17 protein-coding genes are annotated in these 19,981 nt (G+C 35.8%); all 17 read left to right on the top strand.

Annotated features, from left to right (window positions below; translation table 11 throughout):
• The first annotated feature begins 12 nt into the window (after positions 1-12).
• Positions 13-393 (top strand): nuclease-related domain-containing protein, encoded by a 381-nt coding sequence (locus tag AB3U99_RS19820; RefSeq protein ID WP_400248128.1) that lies wholly within the window; start codon positions 13-15, stop codon positions 391-393.
• Positions 390-773 (top strand): hypothetical protein, encoded by a 384-nt coding sequence (locus AB3U99_RS19815; RefSeq protein WP_400243424.1) that lies wholly within the window; start codon positions 390-392, stop codon positions 771-773. The genes AB3U99_RS19820 and AB3U99_RS19815 overlap by 4 nt, the downstream gene beginning before the upstream one ends.
• On the top strand, positions 773-2,269 hold the full coding sequence (locus AB3U99_RS19810) for a DEAD/DEAH box helicase (RefSeq protein ID WP_400243423.1): 1,497 nt from the start codon (positions 773-775) through the stop codon (positions 2,267-2,269). Before AB3U99_RS19815 ends, AB3U99_RS19810 begins: the two co-directional genes overlap by 1 nt.
• Positions 2,269-2,961, top strand: coding sequence for a ComF family protein (locus AB3U99_RS19805; protein ID WP_400243421.1), 693 nt, complete (start codon positions 2,269-2,271; stop codon positions 2,959-2,961). Before AB3U99_RS19810 ends, AB3U99_RS19805 begins: the two co-directional genes overlap by 1 nt.
• 13 nt (positions 2,962-2,974) lie before the next feature.
• Positions 2,975-3,388, top strand: coding sequence for a TIGR03826 family flagellar region protein (locus AB3U99_RS19800; RefSeq protein WP_400243419.1), 414 nt, complete (start codon positions 2,975-2,977; stop codon positions 3,386-3,388).
• A gap of 136 nt (positions 3,389-3,524) precedes the next feature.
• A complete protein-coding gene (locus tag AB3U99_RS19795) occupies positions 3,525-10,868 on the top strand; it encodes a hypothetical protein (protein WP_400243417.1) in 7,344 nt (2,447 codons plus the stop codon).
• On the top strand, positions 10,865-11,161 hold the full coding sequence (locus tag AB3U99_RS19790; RefSeq protein ID WP_400243416.1) for an EscU/YscU/HrcU family type III secretion system export apparatus switch protein: 297 nt from the start codon (positions 10,865-10,867) through the stop codon (positions 11,159-11,161). Before AB3U99_RS19795 ends, AB3U99_RS19790 begins: the two co-directional genes overlap by 4 nt.
• A 56-nt stretch (positions 11,162-11,217) precedes the next feature.
• Positions 11,218-11,649: a flagellar export chaperone FliS gene (gene fliS, locus AB3U99_RS19785; RefSeq protein WP_400243415.1), complete on the top strand. Its 432-nt coding sequence runs from the start codon at positions 11,218-11,220 to the stop codon at positions 11,647-11,649.
• 21 nt (positions 11,650-11,670) lie between these two features.
• Positions 11,671-13,401, top strand: coding sequence for a flagellin (locus AB3U99_RS19780; RefSeq protein ID WP_400243413.1), 1,731 nt, complete (start codon positions 11,671-11,673; stop codon positions 13,399-13,401).
• Between the two features lie 165 nt (positions 13,402-13,566).
• Positions 13,567-14,004: a YaaR family protein gene (locus AB3U99_RS19775; protein WP_400243411.1), complete on the top strand. Its 438-nt coding sequence runs from the start codon at positions 13,567-13,569 to the stop codon at positions 14,002-14,004.
• A gap of 278 nt (positions 14,005-14,282) precedes the next feature.
• Positions 14,283-14,537 (top strand): flagellar biosynthesis anti-sigma factor FlgM, encoded by a 255-nt coding sequence (gene flgM / locus AB3U99_RS19770; protein ID WP_400243409.1) that lies wholly within the window; start codon positions 14,283-14,285, stop codon positions 14,535-14,537.
• Between the two features lie 22 nt (positions 14,538-14,559).
• The gene (locus tag AB3U99_RS19765; RefSeq protein ID WP_400243407.1) at positions 14,560-15,042 is read left to right on the top strand and encodes a flagellar protein FlgN; all 483 of its coding nucleotides are present in this window, start codon (positions 14,560-14,562) and stop codon (positions 15,040-15,042) included.
• Positions 15,043-15,053: 11 nt separating this feature from the next.
• Positions 15,054-16,703, top strand: a complete 1,650-nt coding sequence (flgK, locus tag AB3U99_RS19760) for a flagellar hook-associated protein FlgK (RefSeq protein ID WP_400243405.1) — start codon at positions 15,054-15,056, stop codon at positions 16,701-16,703.
• Positions 16,704-16,749: 46 nt separating this feature from the next.
• Entirely contained in the window at positions 16,750-17,895 is a 1,146-nt protein-coding gene (gene flgL / locus AB3U99_RS19755; protein WP_400243403.1) for a flagellar hook-associated protein FlgL, read from the top strand.
• Between the two features lie 103 nt (positions 17,896-17,998).
• On the top strand, positions 17,999-18,448 hold the full coding sequence (fliW, locus tag AB3U99_RS19750) for a flagellar assembly protein FliW (RefSeq protein ID WP_400243401.1): 450 nt from the start codon (positions 17,999-18,001) through the stop codon (positions 18,446-18,448).
• Complete coding sequence (gene csrA, locus AB3U99_RS19745; protein WP_400243399.1) at positions 18,448-18,681, top strand: carbon storage regulator CsrA; 234 nt, start codon at positions 18,448-18,450, stop codon at positions 18,679-18,681. Before fliW ends, csrA begins: the two co-directional genes overlap by 1 nt.
• Positions 18,682-18,827: 146 nt before the next feature.
• Complete coding sequence (locus tag AB3U99_RS19740) at positions 18,828-19,946, top strand: flagellin (RefSeq protein WP_400243397.1); 1,119 nt, start codon at positions 18,828-18,830, stop codon at positions 19,944-19,946.
• Positions 19,947-19,981 lie beyond the last annotated feature (35 nt).

The following is a 19,981-nucleotide window of genomic DNA, read 5'->3' as shown; positions in this document are numbered from 1 at the left end:
CATTTTTTCCAAATTGATGTATTAATCCTCCATGCAAAATATGCGTTAATCATCGAAGTGAAAAACATAATCGGTGAACTATACTTTGATACCGATTTGCACCAAATGATACGAATAAAAGGAGAAGAGAAAGAGGCCTTCCCTGATCCTATACTTCAAGTTAATAGGCTTAAGAGACAACTTAAGAGCTGGTTAGCGGTCAATCAATTCCCCGACATTCCGATTTATCCCCTCGTTGTGTTTAGTAATACCAAGTCGATTTTGCGCCTATCTCCGACTCAAACTCAAACCTTTAAAAATACTTTAATTCATAAAGAATATTTACCAGAATTAATTCCTAAACTTACTGCTTCTTACAAAACGACATTCCTTCCAACAGATGAAAGAAATTGATCAAATCGTTAAAAAGAAAGCATACTCCTTTAGATACTGAGATTTTGCATAAATATCAGGTTGATAAAAAAGATATTATTACTGGTATAAAATGTGAAGGCTGCAATCAATTTTTGATGAAAAAACATATGCAACACTGGTATTGTACCGGGTGTAAACACAAGGAAAGTCAATTATTGATACCTAATTTAAAAGACTACTACTTTCTTTTCGGGGAACAAATTACCAATTCTCAACTTAGGGAATTTCTACAAATAGAATCTATATACACATCATCAAGAATACTAGCAAAATTAAACCTGAAAGTGACTGGAACGGGTAAAAAGACTGTCCATCATTTATCCTTAAACCTTTTTAAATCAGAAATAGGAGGAAACTAATGCGGTTTTATTTAAAAGACAATCTGCTAATCCCCACTAAAACTAATCCCAAACACTCTTACCGAATATCAGATATTTCACTGACTCAAATCCATAAGCCACCTCTCAAAGAAAATGATCCATTCAACCCACATCTTCAATCTTCACTTCAAGGCAAGGCATTGCTACTTTATGAACTTTCCTTTTCCCAAGAAGAAATCCAAGCACATTATGAAAATGGATATTGTTCCTATCTGAAGGGGATTGATAAAAATGCTCGCAATAAATATATTTGCAAGCGATGTGGCAATGAGAATCAGCAGCTGTTTGCAAGTTTTCCCTGTGCAAGATGTAAAGAGAAATGCACATATTGTCGAAACTGCATCATGATGGGAAGAATTAGTGAATGCACCCCGTTAATTACTTGGAGTGGGCCGCAGCTAAATCAAGACACCTCAGAAATTACTTTACAATGGAGCGGAACACTTTCAGCTGGACAGCAAGAGGCATCAGATAAAATGGAAAACATAATTGAAAAACAATCCGAACTCTTAATTTGGGCAGTATGTGGAGCAGGGAAAACCGAGATACTTTTCAAAGGAATCGAAAAAGCATTGCAAAAAAATCAACGTGTTTGCATTGCAACTCCTCGCACTGACGTTGTCCTCGAATTAGCCCCTCGATTACAAGAGGTTTTTCCAAAAATAAAGGTTCTTCCTGTCTATGGAGGCAGTGAAGATCGCCATCATTATAGTCCCTTAACAATAAGCACGACCCACCAGCTCTTTCGTTTCCAACAGGCATTTGATCTTGTTATTTTGGATGAGATGGACGCCTTTCCTTATTCTGTCGACAAATCGCTTCAGTATGCTGTGCAAAAAGCGAGAAAAGAACATTCCACGCTCATCTACTTAACGGCAACGCCCGATAAAAACTGGCAAGAAAAATGCAGACAAAACAAGATTGACTATGTGACGATTCCGGCGCGTTTTCATCAATTTCCCTTGCCTGTACCAAACTTTCAGTGGTGTGGTAATTGGGAAAAGACATTGAAAAAGGATAAGCTCCCTGCGCCAGTTGTTAAGTGGATTCAGGACCGTATTCTGCTGAATAAGCCAATGCTTTTATTTGTCCCGAAAATTCATTATATGGAAAAAGTAAAAATGCTTCTGCAATCAATAGTAGGCAGTTTGGAAACGGTTCATGCAGAAGATCCAGAGAGAAAAGAAAAGGTGCAAAAAATGCGTGATAAAAAAGTGGACTTGCTTATCACGACAACGATTTTAGAAAGAGGTGTTACGTTTCCAAATGTAGATGTTGCTGTGTTAGGAGCAGAAAATCAAATTTTCACAGAAAGTGCTCTTGTGCAAATTGCGGGAAGGGTAGGGAGGAAAAAAGAATTTCCTGATGGAACGATTACTTTTTTTCACTATGGAAAAACAAATAATATGGTTTCCGCGCGAAAGCAAATAATGAGAAGTAATAAGGAGGCAAGGGAAAGGGGGATGCTTCTATAATGATTTGTGTGATTTGCTTGGCACCAGTTACCCCTGAATTTAACTGGACATATCTTTTATCAAATGAGCCAGAATGTTATTTATGCATGGGATGTAAGGAAAAGCTTAAAGTAATTAGGGGAGAAACATGCCAGATTTGTGGTCGTCCCCTTGATTTGCTTGATGCCGTTCATGTAGAAGGAGGAGTATGCCATGATTGCAGAAGATGGGGGGAATCAGCAGAGTGGAAAGGAATTTTGGAATCTAACCAGTCGTTATTTTTATATAATGATTTTTTGAAAGAAACAATCGCTCGATTTAAGTACCGAGGGGATTTTCGAATTGCAGCATCCTTTGTCTCCTTTTTACCGAAAGATTTTGCAAAAAACAAGGTGGTGGTTCCTATTCCATTAAGTGAGGAACGATTGTATGAGAGAGGATTTAATCAAGTGGAGGCTGTTCTTTTCTATGCCAAAATAGCTTATGTAAATGGTCTTGTTCGGTTACATAGTGAGAAACAATCGAAAAAAACAAGAAAAGAGCGATTGCAGATAGACAATATTTTTAAACTAGAACAGAAAGAGCACATAATGGCTCAAGATATTCTCCTCGTTGACGATATATATACTACAGGTTCGACGTTACGAAATGCGGCGAAAGTATTAAAGGAAGCGGGAGCAAAGTCCATCACTTCCTTTACGATTGCTAGATGAGGAGGAAACATGGATGGCAGAACTAGGGAATTGTCCACAATGTGGAGATATTTATGTGTTAAATAATATTCGCGATGTGTGTCTGAAATGCTATAAGCAAGAGGAAGCAGATTTCGAAAAGGTTTATCAATTTATTCGGAAAAAGCAGAATCGAACAGCGCAAATGGATGAAGTAGTGGAAGCAACGGGCGTAGAGAGAACGTTGATTTATAAATTTATCAAAAAAGGTAGAATTAAGCTTGTGCAATTTCCTAATCTTGGTTATCCATGTGCAAAGTGTGGAACGATTATTCGTGAAGGAAAGCTTTGTCAGTCTTGTTTAACAGGAATACAGAATGATTTGAAGTTAGTTGAAAAAGAGGGAAAAAGTAAAAGGGAAATTGAAGAAAGAAATAAATCAGCCTATCGTGTATTAGATAAAAGGTAGGAAAATTAAAAAGTTTAATAGAATGGGCATTCTATTAAACTTTTTTAATTAATTTTTACCATTTCCTTCGAATAAATAAAGTTAGGAAGCATTGGGCCGATATAGTAAGAAGAATGTATTTAACGGGAGTGTTATTATGCAAATATTTAATAAAACCCAACTATCCAATGTAACAACCAATGAAAAGCAATTAGAACTTTCGAAAAATGAAACATATAACGCACAAATAAAATCTCGTATGTCAGAAAGCGAAGCAGTTATTCAAATTAAAGGGAAAGATTTTAATGTTAAATTTGAGGATGCTGTTCCAAAAGAAAATAGAGTTTCTGTGCAAATTAGTGACATAGATGGAAGTAGAATTAAGGTCAAAACTATTTCTACTTCTAGTACTGATTCATCATCAAATTCAAATGCAACAGAAAAGATGATAGAAGATATGAATCTATCAGAAAAAAATAAAAATGAATTAAGAATGGCTACAACTATCGTAGGAAAAAAGACTTCAATTAATAGAGATACTTTGGTCAAATTAAATTCATTTTTTGAAAATGAAACTGGGACAATAGAAGAAAAATTGGTTTCATTACGTGCACTTGCAAATAAAAATCTTGAGGTATCATACTCTAATTTACGGTCTATTCATGCAGCAATCAATGGCGAATCCTTGGATAATGTTGTTTCAAAAATAGCAAATGCAATCGATCCTAATTTTCAAAATAATGTATCGAAAAAAGAGACAGAAATTAATTCTTCAATTTATAATCAAAAAAATGAAGTTATTTCCCAAGACCAAAAAAGTATTTCAAATAAATTAATTAGCGAATTTAGTTCCATTCTTGAAATGGAGAATGATATCCAAAAAGGAATAGAATTAATACGTTCGAAATTAAATGGTAATGCACAAATATCGAAAGAAAATATAAAAAATATTACACAGGCAATACAAGATACTGAAAAGCTACAAACAATAGCTAAAACAAGAATAATTGATGTGTTAAATGTCATAAAAACAGATGATTTACAAGAACTTACTATTGAAATAGATAAAATAAAAGACCAAGTAAACCAAGAGCCGAATCTACAAAAAGCTATCCAAACGGTAAAAGAAACAATCGTCAACAACCCGAAAATGCCGCAAGAAGTAGTAAACCAAGTAGAACAGGCAATAAGAGAAGCGACGATAAACCAGCGTTTAGGCCAAGAAAGTGCTGGCCGGGAGAAACTAGTACAAGCCATAACGCAGGCGGAAAAAAAGGTAGAAACGCAGTTGAAACCAGTCCCATCTCAGGATCAAGGAAAAGCGGTTCAAGACCAATTAGCCCAAACAAAAGACCGAGTAAACCAAGAGCCGAATCTACAAAAAGCTATCCAAACGGTAAAAGAAACAATCGTCAACAACCCAAAAATGCCGCAAGAAGTAGTAAAACAAGTAGAACAGGCAATAAGAGAAGCAACGGTAAACCAGCGATTGGGTCAAGAAAGTGCAGGCCGGGAGAAACTAGTACAAGCCATAACGCAGGCAGAAAAAGAAGTAACGAATCAACAAATAAAGCCCGTACCCACAGAGCAAGGAAAAGCGGTTCAAGACCAATTAGCCCAAACGAAAGACCGAGTAAACCAAGAGCCGAATCTACAAAAAGCTATCCAAACGGTAAAAGAAACAATCGTCAATAACCCAAAAATGCCGCAAGAAGTAGTAAAACAAGTAGAACAGGCAATAAGAGAAGCAACGATAAACGAGCGATTGGGTCAAGAAAGTGCAGGCCGGGAGAACCTAGTACAAGCCATAACGCAGGCGGAAAAAAAGGTAGAAACGCAGTTGAAACCAGTCCCATCTCAGGATCAAGGAAAAGCGGTTCAAGACCAATTAGCGCAAACAAAAGACCGAGTAAACCAAGAGCCGAATCTACAAAAAGCTATCCAAACGGTAAAAGAAACAATCGTCAATAACCCGAAAATGCCGCAAGAAGTAGTAAAACAAGTAGAACAGGCAATAAGAGAAGCGACGATAAACCAGCGTTTAGGCCAAGAAAGTGCAGGCCGAGAGAAACTAGTACAAGCCATAACGCAGGCAGAAAAAGAAGTAACGAATCAACAAATAAAGCCCGTACCCACAGAGCAAGGAAAAGCGGTTCAAGACCAATTAGCCCAAACGAAAGACCAGGTAAACCAAGAGCCGAATCTACAAAAAGCCATCCAAACGGTAAAAGAAACAATCGTCAACAACCCGAAAATGCCGCAAGAAGTAGTAAAACAAGTAGAACAGGCAATAAGAGAAGCGACGATAAACGAGCGATTGGGCCAAGAAAGTGCAGGCCGGGAGAAACTAGTACAAGCCATAACGCAGGCGGAAAAAGAAGTAACGAATCAACAAATAAAGCCCGTACCCACAGATCAAGGAAAAGCGGTCCAAGACCAATTAGCCCAAACGAAAGACCAGGTAAACCAAGAGCCGAATCTACAAAAAGCTATCCAAACGGTAAAAGAAACAATCGTCAATAATCCGAAAATGCCGCAAGAAGTAGTAAAACAAGTAGAACAGGCAATAAGAGAAGCAACGATAAACCAGCGTTTAGGCCAAGAAAGTGCAGGCCGGGAGAAACTAGTACAAGCCATAACGCAGGCAGAAAAAACGGTAGAAACGCAGTTTAAACCAGTCCCATCTCAGGATCAAGGAAAAGCGGTCCAAGACCAATTAGCGCAAACAAAAGACCAAGTAAACCAAGAGCCGAATCTACAAAAAGCAATTCAAACGGTAAAAGAAACAATCATCAACAACCCGAAAATGCCGCAAGAAGTAGTAAAACAAGTAGAACAGGCAATAAGAGAAGCGACGATAAACGAGCGATTGGGTCAAGAAAGTGCAGGCCGAGAGAAACTAGTGCAAGCCATAACGCAGGCGGAAAAAAAGGTAGAAACGCAGTTGAAACCAGTCCCATCTCAGGATCAAGGAAAAGCGGTTCAAGACCAATTAGCACAAACAAAAGACCGAGTAAACCAAGAGCCGAATCTACAAAAAGCAATTCAAACGGTAAAAGAAACAATCGTCAACAACCCAAGAATGCCGCAAGAAGTAGTAAAACAAGTAGAACAGGCAATAAGAGAAGCAACGATAAACGAGCGATTGGGTCAAGAAAGTGCAGGCCGGGAGAAACTAGTACAAGCCATAACGCAGGCGGAAAAAAAGGTAGAAACGCAGTTGAAACCAGTCCCATCTCAGGATCAAGGAAAAGCGGTTCAAGACCAATTAGCGCAAACAAAAGACCGAGTAAACCAAGAGCCGAATCTACAAAAAGCTATCCAAACGGTAAAAGAAACAATCGTCAACAACCCAAGAATGCCGCAAGAAGTAGTAAAACAAGTAGAACAGGCAATAAGAGAAGCAACGATAAACGAGCGATTGGGTCAAGAAAGTGCAGGCCGGGAGAAACTAGTACAAGCCATAACGCAGGCGGAAAAAAAGGTAGAAACGCAGTTGAAACCAGTCCCATCTCAGGATCAAGGAAAAGCGGTTCAAGACCAATTAGCGCAAACAAAAGACCGAGTAAACCAAGAGCCGAATCTACAAAAAGCTATCCAAACGGTAAAAGAAACAATCGTCAACAACCCAAAAATGCCGCAAGAAGTAGTAAAACAAGTAGAACAGGCAATAAGAGAAGCAACGATAAACGAGCGATTGGGTCAAGAAAGTGCAGGCCGGGAGAAACTAGTGCAAGCCATAACGCAGGCGGAAAAAAAGGTAGAAACGCAGTTTAAACCAGTCCCATCTCAGGATCAAGGAAAAGCGGTTCAAGACCAATTAGCACAAACAAAAGACCGAGTAAACCAAGAGCCGAATCTACAAAAAGCTATCCAAACGGTAAAAGAAACAATCGTCAACAACCCAAAAATGCCGCAAGAAGTAGTAAAACAAGTAGAACAGGCAATAAGAGAAGCGACGATAAACCAGCGTTTAGGCCAAGAAAGTGCAGGCCGGGAGAAACTAGTGCAAGCCATAACGCAGGCGGAAAAAAAGGTAGAAACGCAGTTGAAACCAGTCCCATCTCAGGATCAAGGAAAAGCGGTTCAAGACCAATTAGCGCAAACAAAAGACCGAGTAAACCAAGAGCCGAATCTACAAAAAGCTATCCAAACGGTAAAAGAAACAATCGTCAACAACCCAAAAATGCCGCAAGAAGTAGTAAAACAAGTAGAACAGGCAATAAGAGAAGCGACGATAAACCAGCGTTTAGGCCAAGAAAGTGCAGGCCGAGAGAAACTAGTGCAAGCCATAACGCAGGCGGAAAAAACGGTAGAAACGCAGTTGAAACCAGTCTCATCTCAGGATCAAGGAAAAGCGGTCCAAGACCAATTAGCGCAAACAAAAGACCGAGTAAACCAAGAGCCGAATCTACAAAAAGCTATCCAAACGGTAAAAGAAACAATCGTCAACAACCCGAAAATGCCGCAAGAAGTAGTAAAACAAGTAGAACAGGCAATAAGAGAAGCAACGATAAACGAGCGATTGGGTCAAGAAAGTGCAGGCCGGGAGAAACTAGTGCAAGCCATAACGCAGGCGGAAAAAAAGGTAGAAACGCAGTTTAAACCAGTCCCATCTCAGGATCAAGGAAAAGCGGTTCAAGACCAATTAGCACAAACAAAAGACCGAGTAAACCAAGAGCCGAATCTACAAAAAGCTATCCAAACGGTAAAAGAAACAATCGTCAACAACCCAAAAATGCCGCAAGAAGTAGTAAAACAAGTAGAACAGGCAATAAGAGAAGCGACGATAAACCAGCGTTTAGGCCAAGAAAGTGCAGGCCGGGAGAAACTAGTGCAAGCCATAACGCAGGCGGAAAAAAAGGTAGAAACGCAGTTGAAACCAGTCCCATCTCAGGATCAAGGAAAAGCGGTTCAAGACCAATTAGCGCAAACAAAAGACCGAGTAAACCAAGAGCCGAATCTACAAAAAGCTATCCAAACGGTAAAAGAAACAATCGTCAACAACCCAAAAATGCCGCAAGAAGTAGTAAAACAAGTAGAACAGGCAATAAGAGAAGCGACGATAAACCAGCGTTTAGGCCAAGAAAGTGCAGGCCGAGAGAAACTAGTGCAAGCCATAACGCAGGCGGAAAAAACGGTAGAAACGCAGTTGAAACCAGTCTCATCTCAGGATCAAGGAAAAGCGGTCCAAGACCAATTAGCGCAAACAAAAGACCGAGTAAACCAAGAGCCGAATCTACAAAAAGCTATCCAAACGGTAAAAGAAACAATCGTCAACAACCCAAAAATGCCGCAAGAAGTAGTAAAACAAGTAGAACAGGCAATAAGAGAAGCGACGATAAACCAGCGTTTAGGCCAAGAAAGTGCAGGCCGAGAGAAACTAGTGCAAGCCATAACGCAGGCGGAAAAAACGGTAGAAACGCAGTTGAAACCAGTCTCATCTCAGGATCAAGGAAAAGCGGTCCAAGACCAATTAGCGCAAACAAAAGACCGAGTAAACCAAGAGCCGAATCTACAAAAAGCTATCCAAACGGTAAAAGAAACAATCGTCAACAACCCGAAAATGCCGCAAGAAGTAGTAAAACAAGTAGAACAGGCTATCAAGGAAGCTAGTATTTTAAAAATGATGGGAAAAGAACAGCTTGGTTTAAATAAAATAAATCACGTTTTACAACAAGCCAGTGAATCTACCAATAATAATGATTTACTACCATCTCAACAAACAAAAGAAGAAATAGGACAATTAATAAATAATATTAAAAATAATTCCTCTATAACCAATGTCCTAAACGAAGTAAAAGAATTGGTAGCAAATAATAAAACTATTAGCCCACAGAATGTTAAACAGTTAGAGCAGGTTATTAGCCAAGCAGAACAACTAAATGGAGCATCAAAAGAGCGTTTAAAAACAGCTCTTAATCAATCCAGAGATATGGATAGCCAAACAACTTCCAAAGATAATAGTCAATTGAAGCAAGTGGAAAATAATAAGGAAATAGCAAAGTCGAACGCAACAACACAATTACAGATGGATAGCATTAAAAAAGCTACCAAACAAATACAAAAAGAACCAATTTTAGAAAAAGCACTAAATGAATTAAAAACAGAGATTGTTAAAAATGAACACCTTAGTCCAGATAAAAAAGAAAAAATTGAAAAAGCAATTAATACATCATTAGAGCTAAATAGCAAAGGAAGAGAAATGGCATCTAGACAATCCATTGCTGATGCTTTAAAGGAAGTAGAAACTGCAATTCAACAGGAAAATACAGATTATGTAGAAGATGGATCTCAAAAACAAGTAGAGATGGATGAGAAACGATGGGATAGTCAGTTGCAAGCTATGGGAATAGCTTCAAAGGATATAATGGTAACAAAAATATCTCAAAAATTAGCAGAGGCAACACATGAATTTAGAGATATAAAGAGAGAGATTTATCGAAATTTAGATAATGCTCAAAAATTAATGGAAAAATATAAAGATGCAAGTATCCCACAAGTATCCAAAATGATTGAAAGCACAATCAATAAGTTAGATCAAACCATTTTAAAAAGTGATTTAATGTTATATGCAGACATGCGTACAGAAAAGCGATTGCTTCAAGCGAGCTCTCAATTAGCAGAGGCGAAAAAACAGCTAGCAAATGGAAATACTGCAAAAGCAACAGAAATTGTTTCAGAGGTAAAAAAGATGGTTGATAGTATTCAATACAAACCATCTGAACAAAAAATTGTTCATTATGTTGCAAAAAATAGTGCGTTATTAGAAGAAGTTTCTCCATTAAAAAGCTTAGTAAAACAAGCTGAAGATATTGGTAGAAACTATATATTAGAAGGCGAACAGCCTTCTTCACGACATATGTATGAAAAAATACGATCGCTTGGTTTAAATCGAGAAAGCGATGTGGCAAACAGTCTTGTGTCAGCACATGTACCGAACAAAGAGCAGGAAGAGAATTTAAAGTCTACATTATTGAAATTGTTAAGCTCTGAAAATCTAGGGGATGAAAAACTTATTAGGCAGGCGGAACAAGCATTAAACAATATTTCTGGTCAGCAATTACTGAATAAGCAAGATTCAGCTAGTCAATTGCAAAGTATGTTCTTTAATTTGCCAATGTTATTAGGAGAGAAAAACGAGAATATACAAGTGTTTATTAATTCAAAATCAAAAGGAGAGCAAGTAGATTGGGAGAATTGTAATCTGTATTTTCTTTTAGAGACAAAAAAATTGGGGGATGTTGGGATTTTATTAAATGCAACCGATCGGAATCTATCAATCACAGTAAAAAATGATACTGCAGACTTTGAAACGAAAATGTCACCCCTTTCTAAAATTGCTGTAGATCGTTTACAGGAGATTGGTTATCAAGTTCAAAATATCCAATTTACTCATCTGATAAGTCCTTCTTCTGAAAGAATAAAGAAGACAGACAATGAAAAAATTGCTAATATTAATAACTTTTTACAAGAGAAAGGAGTAAACTTACAAATATGAGCATGACAAGATATTATAATCAAAAAAATCGCTTTGAAAGAAATGGTTCCGTTGCTGCAGTTTTAAAATATGATGATAAAAGTACTGCTCCTACAGTTGTTGCCCAAGGAAAGGGAGCGGTTGCTCAACAGATAATGGAATTAGCTCAAAAAAATAATATTCATATGCAAGAAGACTCCTCACTTGTAGCAAACTTATTAGATATGGATTTAGGGGATAGTATACCTCCCCAATTATATTCGGTAATAGCAGAAATCCTTCTTTTAATTGAAGAAATGGATAAAAAATATTAAAGATATTAGGAGATGTTCCGATAAAAAAAACAGGAGCATTTGGGGGTGGGAAAATCATGGCTAACCTTATTTCTGAAGAAGCAATCTATCAAAAATCTCCACAAGAAATTACGGCGTTATTGTATGAAGCATGTCTCAATAACTTAGATGAAGCAATTGAAAATATAGCAAACAAGGATTATATCCTAGCTAATGTAAAATTAAAAAAAGCAAATGACATTGTCTGGAGACTTGGTGCTGGAATTAATTATGAAGCAGGAATTATCGCCGATCAATTAGACATGTTATATAACTATATAGCAGGAAAACTTATTGATGCCAATTTAAAAAAAGATATATCTATTATCCAAGAAGTTAAATCGATAATCGAAGAATTACTCTCAGCTTGGACTGTAAGCATGAAACAAAAAATACAACAAATTAATACTGGTCTTCGTCAAAAAACACTGGCATACGAAAAAAATATCATGACGTATGACGGTAATTAAAATAAAAGGAGCATATAAAAAATGAAAATTAATCATAATATTCAGGCGCAAAATGCTTATCGTAATCTATATCAAAACCAATTCAATACTTCCAAAAACTTAGAAAGATTGTCATCTGGTTTAAGAATTAACCGTGCAGCTGATGATGCAGCAGGACTAGCAATTTCTGAAAAAATGCGTTCACAAATTAAAGGTTTGTCAATGGCAGAACGAAACTCACTAGACGGTGTATCTTTAATGCAAGTAGCAGAAGGGGCAATGAACGAAGTACATTCCATGCTTCAACGTATGCGTGAATTATCTGTTCAAGCTGCAAATGATACAAATACAGACTCTGATCGTGAATCGATTCAATTGGAAATTGATCAATTATTAAAAGAGATTGATAGTGTTGCAGCTAAAACGGAGTTTAATACTCGTAAACTATTAGATGGTTCTAGTGCAGTTGACACACAATATATAATTGGTGAAAGTGAAAAAACCAATATAAAAAAAGTTCCAACGGTAGTTGATCCAACTATTGCGACGGGAAGATATCAAATAGGCATAGAGTCAAATCCAGAGTTAACATATAAATTAAACCAGCCAGGTGCTGGCATAAGTGAAGCTGGTGTTTTGGAAATTGGAATTGTTGGAAAGTTAGAAGCTGGTGGAAATAATATCGGTGCGGCACCTATTGTAACAGATCCACTTTTAAAAACTGAAAATGGTTCATATCAGGTAACGGTTGAGGAGAGAACTGAAGTAATAGATCCAGCTGCTACACCCCCAACTACTGCAACGTATAAGGATATGACTGTTGCAAAGAAAAATGAAGATGGCACATACACTGATTTAGGTACACAAACTGATATAGAATCAACAGATGGAAAAATTAATATTGCTGGTTTTGAATTCGACTTTGATCCTGCAGCAGTTAGTGTGGGAACGAGTAATTTTGATGTAACGGCAAGTGATTTACAATTAGGTGAATATTCTTTAGTAGCTTCAGATATTCAAGTAGACTCTTCTGGAGTTCAAAGTGCTACAATTGAAATTTTTGATCCAAATGGTTTTTCAATAGGTAAACTCGCATCAGAGATTGGTACTGATGGGGCTATAAAATCAATTGGTACAGATACTGGAAAAAGTATCCTTGTTGATACAAGTAAAATCACACAAGCCGGAACTGCAAAAGTTCAAATCGAAAGTAAAATGGAAGTTTCTGTATCTAAAGTTAATGAGGATGGTTCAACAACTCCTATTACTTATTCAAAAGAGTTGTCTACTAGAAACGGTAAAATTACACATGGTGGCTTAGAACTAGAATTTGGTGCTAATGCAAGACCTGGTGAGTCTGAATTTGACTTAACGAATAAAGCACTTACTTTCCAAATTGGTGCAAATACAAATCAAAATGTCCAAATTGATGTACCGCAATTGAGTACAGTAAAACTTGGAATTGATGGGGTTAATGTACTTTCTAATGAAAGTGCAAGTACTGCTATCTTCAATATCGATAATGCAATCAATCAAATTTCTGCAACTCGTGCAAAATTAGGTGCGACACAAAACCGTCTAGAGCACACCATTAGCAACCTACAAGTAACAAATGAAAACTTAACTTCTGCAGAATCTCGTATCCGTGATACAGATATGGCTCAAGAAATGACCGAGTTTACAAAAAATAATATCTTGAATCAATCTGCACAAGCGATGTTGGCTCAAGCAAATCAATTACCAAATGGAGTGCTACAGCTTCTACAATCGTAATATGAAATACAAGCTAGTCCTGGGAAAAGATGGACTAGCTGTTTTCTTTTTATTTTATGATAATATAGATGGATAGATTGTATGCCTATTTTAGATAATAAAAATAAATATAATTACCAATATTCTCTGGCAAACCAAATATTTCATTAAAAGGGAGGTATACTTTTGGAAGTTCAAAGAGTGTCGAGAACAAATACTGATAAAATAAAAAATAAAGATAGTTCTCCAACAGAAAGCATTTCCTTTCAAGAAGTTATTTCCAAAAATCGTCAACAAGCTGTTTATGAAAAATTATCAAAAATGGTTGAAGAAATTGAAGGACAAGGAAAAAAGTTATCTGAACATCGTACGGTAGATGATTTGCGGAAATATAAGAAAATGGTAAAAGACTTTATGGATGAAGCGGTAAACAATGCTCTTAAAATAGAGGAACAAAGTGGCTTTAACCGCAGAGGAAGAACGAAAATTTATAAAATAGTAAAAGAAGTTGATAAAAAGTTGTTGGAATTAACCAATACATTATTGGATAAAGAAAAAAACGGTTTAGATATTTTACAATCAGTTGGTGAAATTCAAGGTCTTTTAATAAACATTTATACCTAAACATGAGGATATAAGACTATGGCAACATATGAATTCTATGGATTCTATGTTGCTATTTTATTATAATGGGAAATTCATCTAAATAAAACATGAAAAATGGGTAGGATGGTTAGACTGTTAATAGGAATATCAGGCTAATTTTTATAAAAACAAGTTTTGGTCTTAAAAAGGAAAAATTTTGACCGATATAGAAGATAGAGAATACGAACTGAAAGAGGATTATAGCAAATTTTAATATATGAAACGGAAGGTTAAATTTTTAGTAGAGGTGTGTAAATATGAAAATTAACAATTTTAATCCAGTAAATATGAACCCTTATAAAAAACAAATTGAAAAGAATGAAGCTACACAAAATATTAGAAAAGAAGATAAAGTAGAAATTTCAAAAGCAGCTTTAGAACTTCAAGGTACTCAAGATGACGTAAGATTGGAAAAAATTCAAGAACTAAAAAAACAAATTAGTAATGGAACATATCAAGTCGATTCAAAAGAAGTGGCAGAAAAAATCTTATCTTTTTGGAAAAAGGCCTAAATGAAGGCAGGAGGAAATTCTCATGCAGATCGAAATGATTAATGCTTCATTAAGTGACTTACTTTCCTTCCATGAAAATCTGTTGAAACTTTCTTTTGAAAAAAAAGAAGTGCTAATAAAAGGGGATACAGATCAATTACGAACAATAACAGGGAAAGAACAAAAGCTAATTAAAGCCATTCAAAAAAAAGATCATGAGTTGCAATTAAATTGTAATGGCTTTTTGGGTAGTGAACAAAAGCAAACATTAAATGATGTTATAAATAAGGTTGATGATCAAACGAAAGATGTATTAATCGAAATAAAACAGCAGCTGGAAGAAGTCCTGAGTTTAATAAGAACACAAAATGATACTAACCAACAACTTATTAAACAGTCCTTACAATTTATAGAGATTTCGATTGATTTATTAAATCCGGATATAGACTCATATAATTACAATCGTTCAGAATCGAAAAATCCTTATGAAAAAGAAGGATATTCCATATTTGAATCAAAGATTTAGGAGGAGAACCAATGGTTTCAACCTTTCATAGCTTAGAAACTGCTAAGCGCGCTTTAACCACTCAACAAACAGCTATTGCTACAACTGGACATAATATTGCTAATGCGAATACTTTAGGTTATACAAGACAAAGGGTGAGCATAGCTCCAACAGAAGCATACCCTGCAGTAGGACAGAATAGTCCGATGATGCCAGGGCAATTGGGGACAGGTGTAAAAGCTGATCAAATTGAGCGTATTAGAGATAGTTTTGTTGATATGCAATATCGTAAAGAATCCAGTAAATTGGGTTATTGGGATTCTAAGGCACAAATGCTATCCCAAATGGAAAACGTTATGGATGAATTATCTGGTACAGGAATTTCTAACAGTTTGGATCAATTTTGGAATTCCTTGCAGGATTTGGGAACCGAACCAGAAAATGAAGGGGCAAGAAGAGTGGTTAGAGAACGTGGGTCCGCTTTAGTTGATACGTTTAATTATATGTATTCTTCTTTAAAAGCAATCCAAAAAGATAATAGAAATGAACTAGAAAATACAGAGGATAATATTAATAGCATTTTAAAACAAATAAATCAATTGAATAAGCAGATTGGTGCAGTAGAGCCTAATGGTTATTTACCAAATGATTTATATGATGAACGAGATAGACTGCTTGATTCCCTTTCTACCATGATGAATATTAAAGTAGAAACAAAGTCTAGTGGAGGATTAGCACGAGCTAGTGCCGAAGGAATATATGATATATATATGGCGACACCTGAGGGGGATATATTAACAGACTCGAATGGACAACCTATTAAACTAATAGATGCATCAACAAAAACAGCAAATGGAATTCATATTCAATTTGATAGCAGGGATGAATTAGATAGTCCAGTTACTTCTATTAAATTTTTTAAACTAAATGATGATCCTACAGCCCCGACTAAATTTGAAGGACTATCTACAGATTCAGATGCGGATGCTGCAAATGGACTATATACTTTAAGTGATTTTAAAGCTTTAAATACTCAAGGTAAGCTAAAAGGAGTAATCGAAGGCTACGGATATATGGAAGGGGGAGAATTAAAAGGTATTTATAATACTATGTTTGCAGATTTAGATGAAATGGTATATACCTTTGCAATTGCCTTCAATGAAGTTCACCGAAGTGGATATAGTTTAAATGAAATACAAGATGGAGTAGCAAGAGATATTGATTTCTTTTCTTTTACAGATAGTAGCGTAACAGCTGGTAATCCTAAAGGAGCAGCAGCAAGTATCGCATTGTCTCAAGAAATTTTGGAAGATGTAGAAAATATTGCAGCTGCTACAGAACCTTCCACTGGAAATGGAACAAATGCGTTAAATCTTGCTAAAGTAAAAGATTCTATTCTAGATTACGGCGGTAATAAGACAAATGTACAATCCTTTTATCAAGGGATTATTGGAAAACTAGGGGAACAAGCATCTGAAGCAAATCGTATGGAACGAACTTCAGGTATATTAAAAGATTCTGTCGAGCAAACACGAATGTCTGTAAGCAGTGTATCCATTGATGAAGAAATGATCGACTTAATTAAATATCAGCAGGCATATAATTCTGCGGCAAGAATGATTACGATTGTAGATGAGATGCTTGATAAGGTTATTAACGGAATGGGTGTAGGCGGAAGATAACATTTCTATAAAAATAACTAAATAGAAATAGGAGTGTAATTGGAAAATGAGAGTAACACAATCTATGCTTACGAATAATAATTTAAAATACATTAGTAACAGCTATTCAGATTTACAAAAACTTTCTGATCAAATTACAACTGGAAAAAAAATCACAAAGCCTTCAGATGACCCAGTTGTTGCCATGAAAGGGATGCGATATCGTACACAAGTAGCAGAAATTGAGCAATATCAGCGAAACCTAAATGAAGGATATAATTGGATGGAAAATGCTGATACTACACTAGATAGTGCGAATCAAATTTTACAAAAAATAAGAGAATTAACTGTTCAGGCATCAAATGATACGTATGATCCAATCTCACGAAAAAATATTGTTAATGAAATGACAACATTACAAGAACAGTTAGTTACTTTAGCAGAAACAAAAGTGGGAGAAAAATACATTTTTAATGGTACTAATACAGCTTCGTCTCCTATAAACCTTAATCAAATAGATATGGAATTTAGTGCATTTCAAATGGGTTTATCAGATGGATCTATTAATCCTTCTGAATATGTAGTTAATTATCAAGGAAATAAATATACCTATGATAGTACTGATAACCTATTTAAGGATAATAATGGTTCTTCCATTGAAATCGACACAAGCACCGGTGAAATAACATATACCTATCAAGAAGAATTAGCGTATAAAGATGGGGAAACAGTTGCCGCCCAAAAAAAATTAGATAGTGGCAGTATTGTTATTTCAAATACATCTGCCGTTTCTACAAATTCTAATCGTGTATTATTAGAAGTTTCAAAAGGAGTATCTATTCCTGTTAATGTAGTTTCTAGTGAAGCTTTTTCATTAGATATGTTTGGTGGTATTGAAGCAATAAAGAAAATGATTTCTGATCCAGATGCAACAGGTAAAGAAATTACAAAAACATTAGATTCAATTGATGGATATATAAATAGTGTTGTTTCGACCCGCTCCCAATTAGGAGCACAAATGAACCGTGCTGAAATGGTAGAAAGTAGATTAATGCAGCAAGAAGTTGTTGCAAATAAAACACTTTCTGAAAATGAAGATATTGATTTTGAAGAAGCGGTAACAAAATACTTGACTCAACAAATGGTGCATAATGCTGCGCTTCAAGTGGGGGCACAAATTATTCAAAAATCATTGTTAGACTTTTTAAGATAAGCTGTCCGATTGGATAGCTTATTTCGTTTATAATAAAATAAATAATAGAATTTTTTGACTCTAAGTTGTGAACAATAATATAAAGTAGAATGGTGGTTATATAGTGGAAATAAATACAAAATTTCATGGAAATGTGGAAATAGATAGTGATAAAATTGTTCGCTTTGAACAAGGATTACCTGGTTTTGAAGAGGAGAAAGAATTTTATATTTTGCTTTTAGAAGAGGGAGCTGATTTTTTCGTTCTCCAATCTGTTGAAACCCCCATACTAGCCTTTGTAATGATCGATCCATTTTTATATTTTAAAGAATATGCAGTAGAAATTTCTGACGATGTAAAAGAACTATTAAAAATTCAAGAAACGAATGAAGTAGTTATCTTTTCTCTATTAACAATTAAAGAAGAATTGAAAAGTGTTACAGCTAATCTCCAAGGTCCAATAGTTATAAATGATAGGTTGAAAAAAGGAAAACAAGTTATCTTAGTAGATTCGGATTATAAAACGAAACATGAACTACTTCTTTTCAAGGAACAAAAGGAGGGTTCTAAATAATGCTTGTACTAAAACGGAAAGTAAATCAATCGATTAAAATAGCAAGTAATATTGAAATTACTGTACTTGCAATCGAAGGAGAACAAATAAAAATTGGAATCGAAGCGCCAAAACATATTGAAATACATAGAAAAGAAGTCTATGTTGCTATTCAAAATGAAAATAATGAAGCTGGAGATTCTTCGGTAGAAATAATAAAAAATCTTACAAATCAATTAGGCAAAAATATTTAGAGTTTTATTGTTAATATACTAAACATAAATGATTCCTTGACGATATATTTAATAGAACGGCATTTCAAGAAGGCGGCCGACTTTTTGAAATTACCGGCTAACCACATGGATGTGGAACTATTTATATTCAGGGAGGAAAACTAACAATGATTATCAATCATAACTTATCAGCGATGAATACTTATCGCCAAATGGGTACAAACCAAGCAAATGCTGCTAAATCTATGGAGAAATTATCTTCTGGTCTACGTATTAACCGTGCAGGAGACGATGCTGCAGGTCTAGCAATTTCTGAGAAAATGCGCGGACAAATCAGCGGTTTAAACCAAGCACAACGTAATGCTCAAGATGGTATCTCAATGATCCAAACAGCTGAAGGTGCTTTAAACGAAACTCATTCTATTCTACAACGTATGCGTGAACTTGCTACACAAGCATCAAACGATACAAATACAGATCAAGACCGTCAAGAGTTACAAAAAGAATTAAACCAATTAACTTCTGAAATCAACCGTATTGGTAACAACACTGAGTTCAACCAAAAGAAATTATTGAATGGTTCACAAGAACTTTCTGGTGCTGGAGCTGCAGATGGTAAATATACTTCTGCTGCTGGTAATTTCAGTGGTGGTGGTATTAAGCTACAAATTGGTGCTAACTCACTTCAAAACTTCACTATCGACATTTTTGATATGCGTGCAGAAGCTCTTGGAGTAGCAGGTACTGAAAAAACTGCTGCTAAACTAAGTGGTACATCAAGTTTCAAAACTGTTGCTACAGCAAATTCTAGCGAAACATTCTTCAATGCTAGTGGTGCTAGTACTACAGGACCAAGCATTAAAACAGATAATGGAACAGTTATCTCTGCTGAATTAGTAAATAAATCAGAAAATGCTATCTTTGCTTCTGGTAGCCAAAATAAACTAACAGATGTTGGTAACAAAGATGCATCACAAACATATGCATTAGATATTCGTTCACATAAAACAGCAACAGCATCAATCTCTGTAATTGATGCGGCAATCAGCCAAGTTTCTGCTGAACGTTCTAAGCTTGGTGCATTCCAAAACCGTTTAGAGCATACAATCAGTAACTTAGGTAACTCTGCTGAGAACCTACAATCTGCTGAATCTCGTGTACGTGACGTAGATATGGCGAAAGAAATGATGGAAATGACGAAGTCTAACATCCTTTCTCAAGCATCTCAATCTATGCTTGCTCAAGCTAACCAACGTCCACAATCAGTATTACAATTATTAGGTTAATAATGATAAATGACTACCGAGTTTTCGGTAGTCAT

This window comes from Niallia tiangongensis (genome assembly GCF_044704065.1).
Lineage (GTDB): Bacteria > Bacillota > Bacilli > Bacillales > Cytobacillaceae > Niallia > Niallia tiangongensis.
This window is presented reverse-complemented; position numbering and strand designations above follow the sequence as displayed.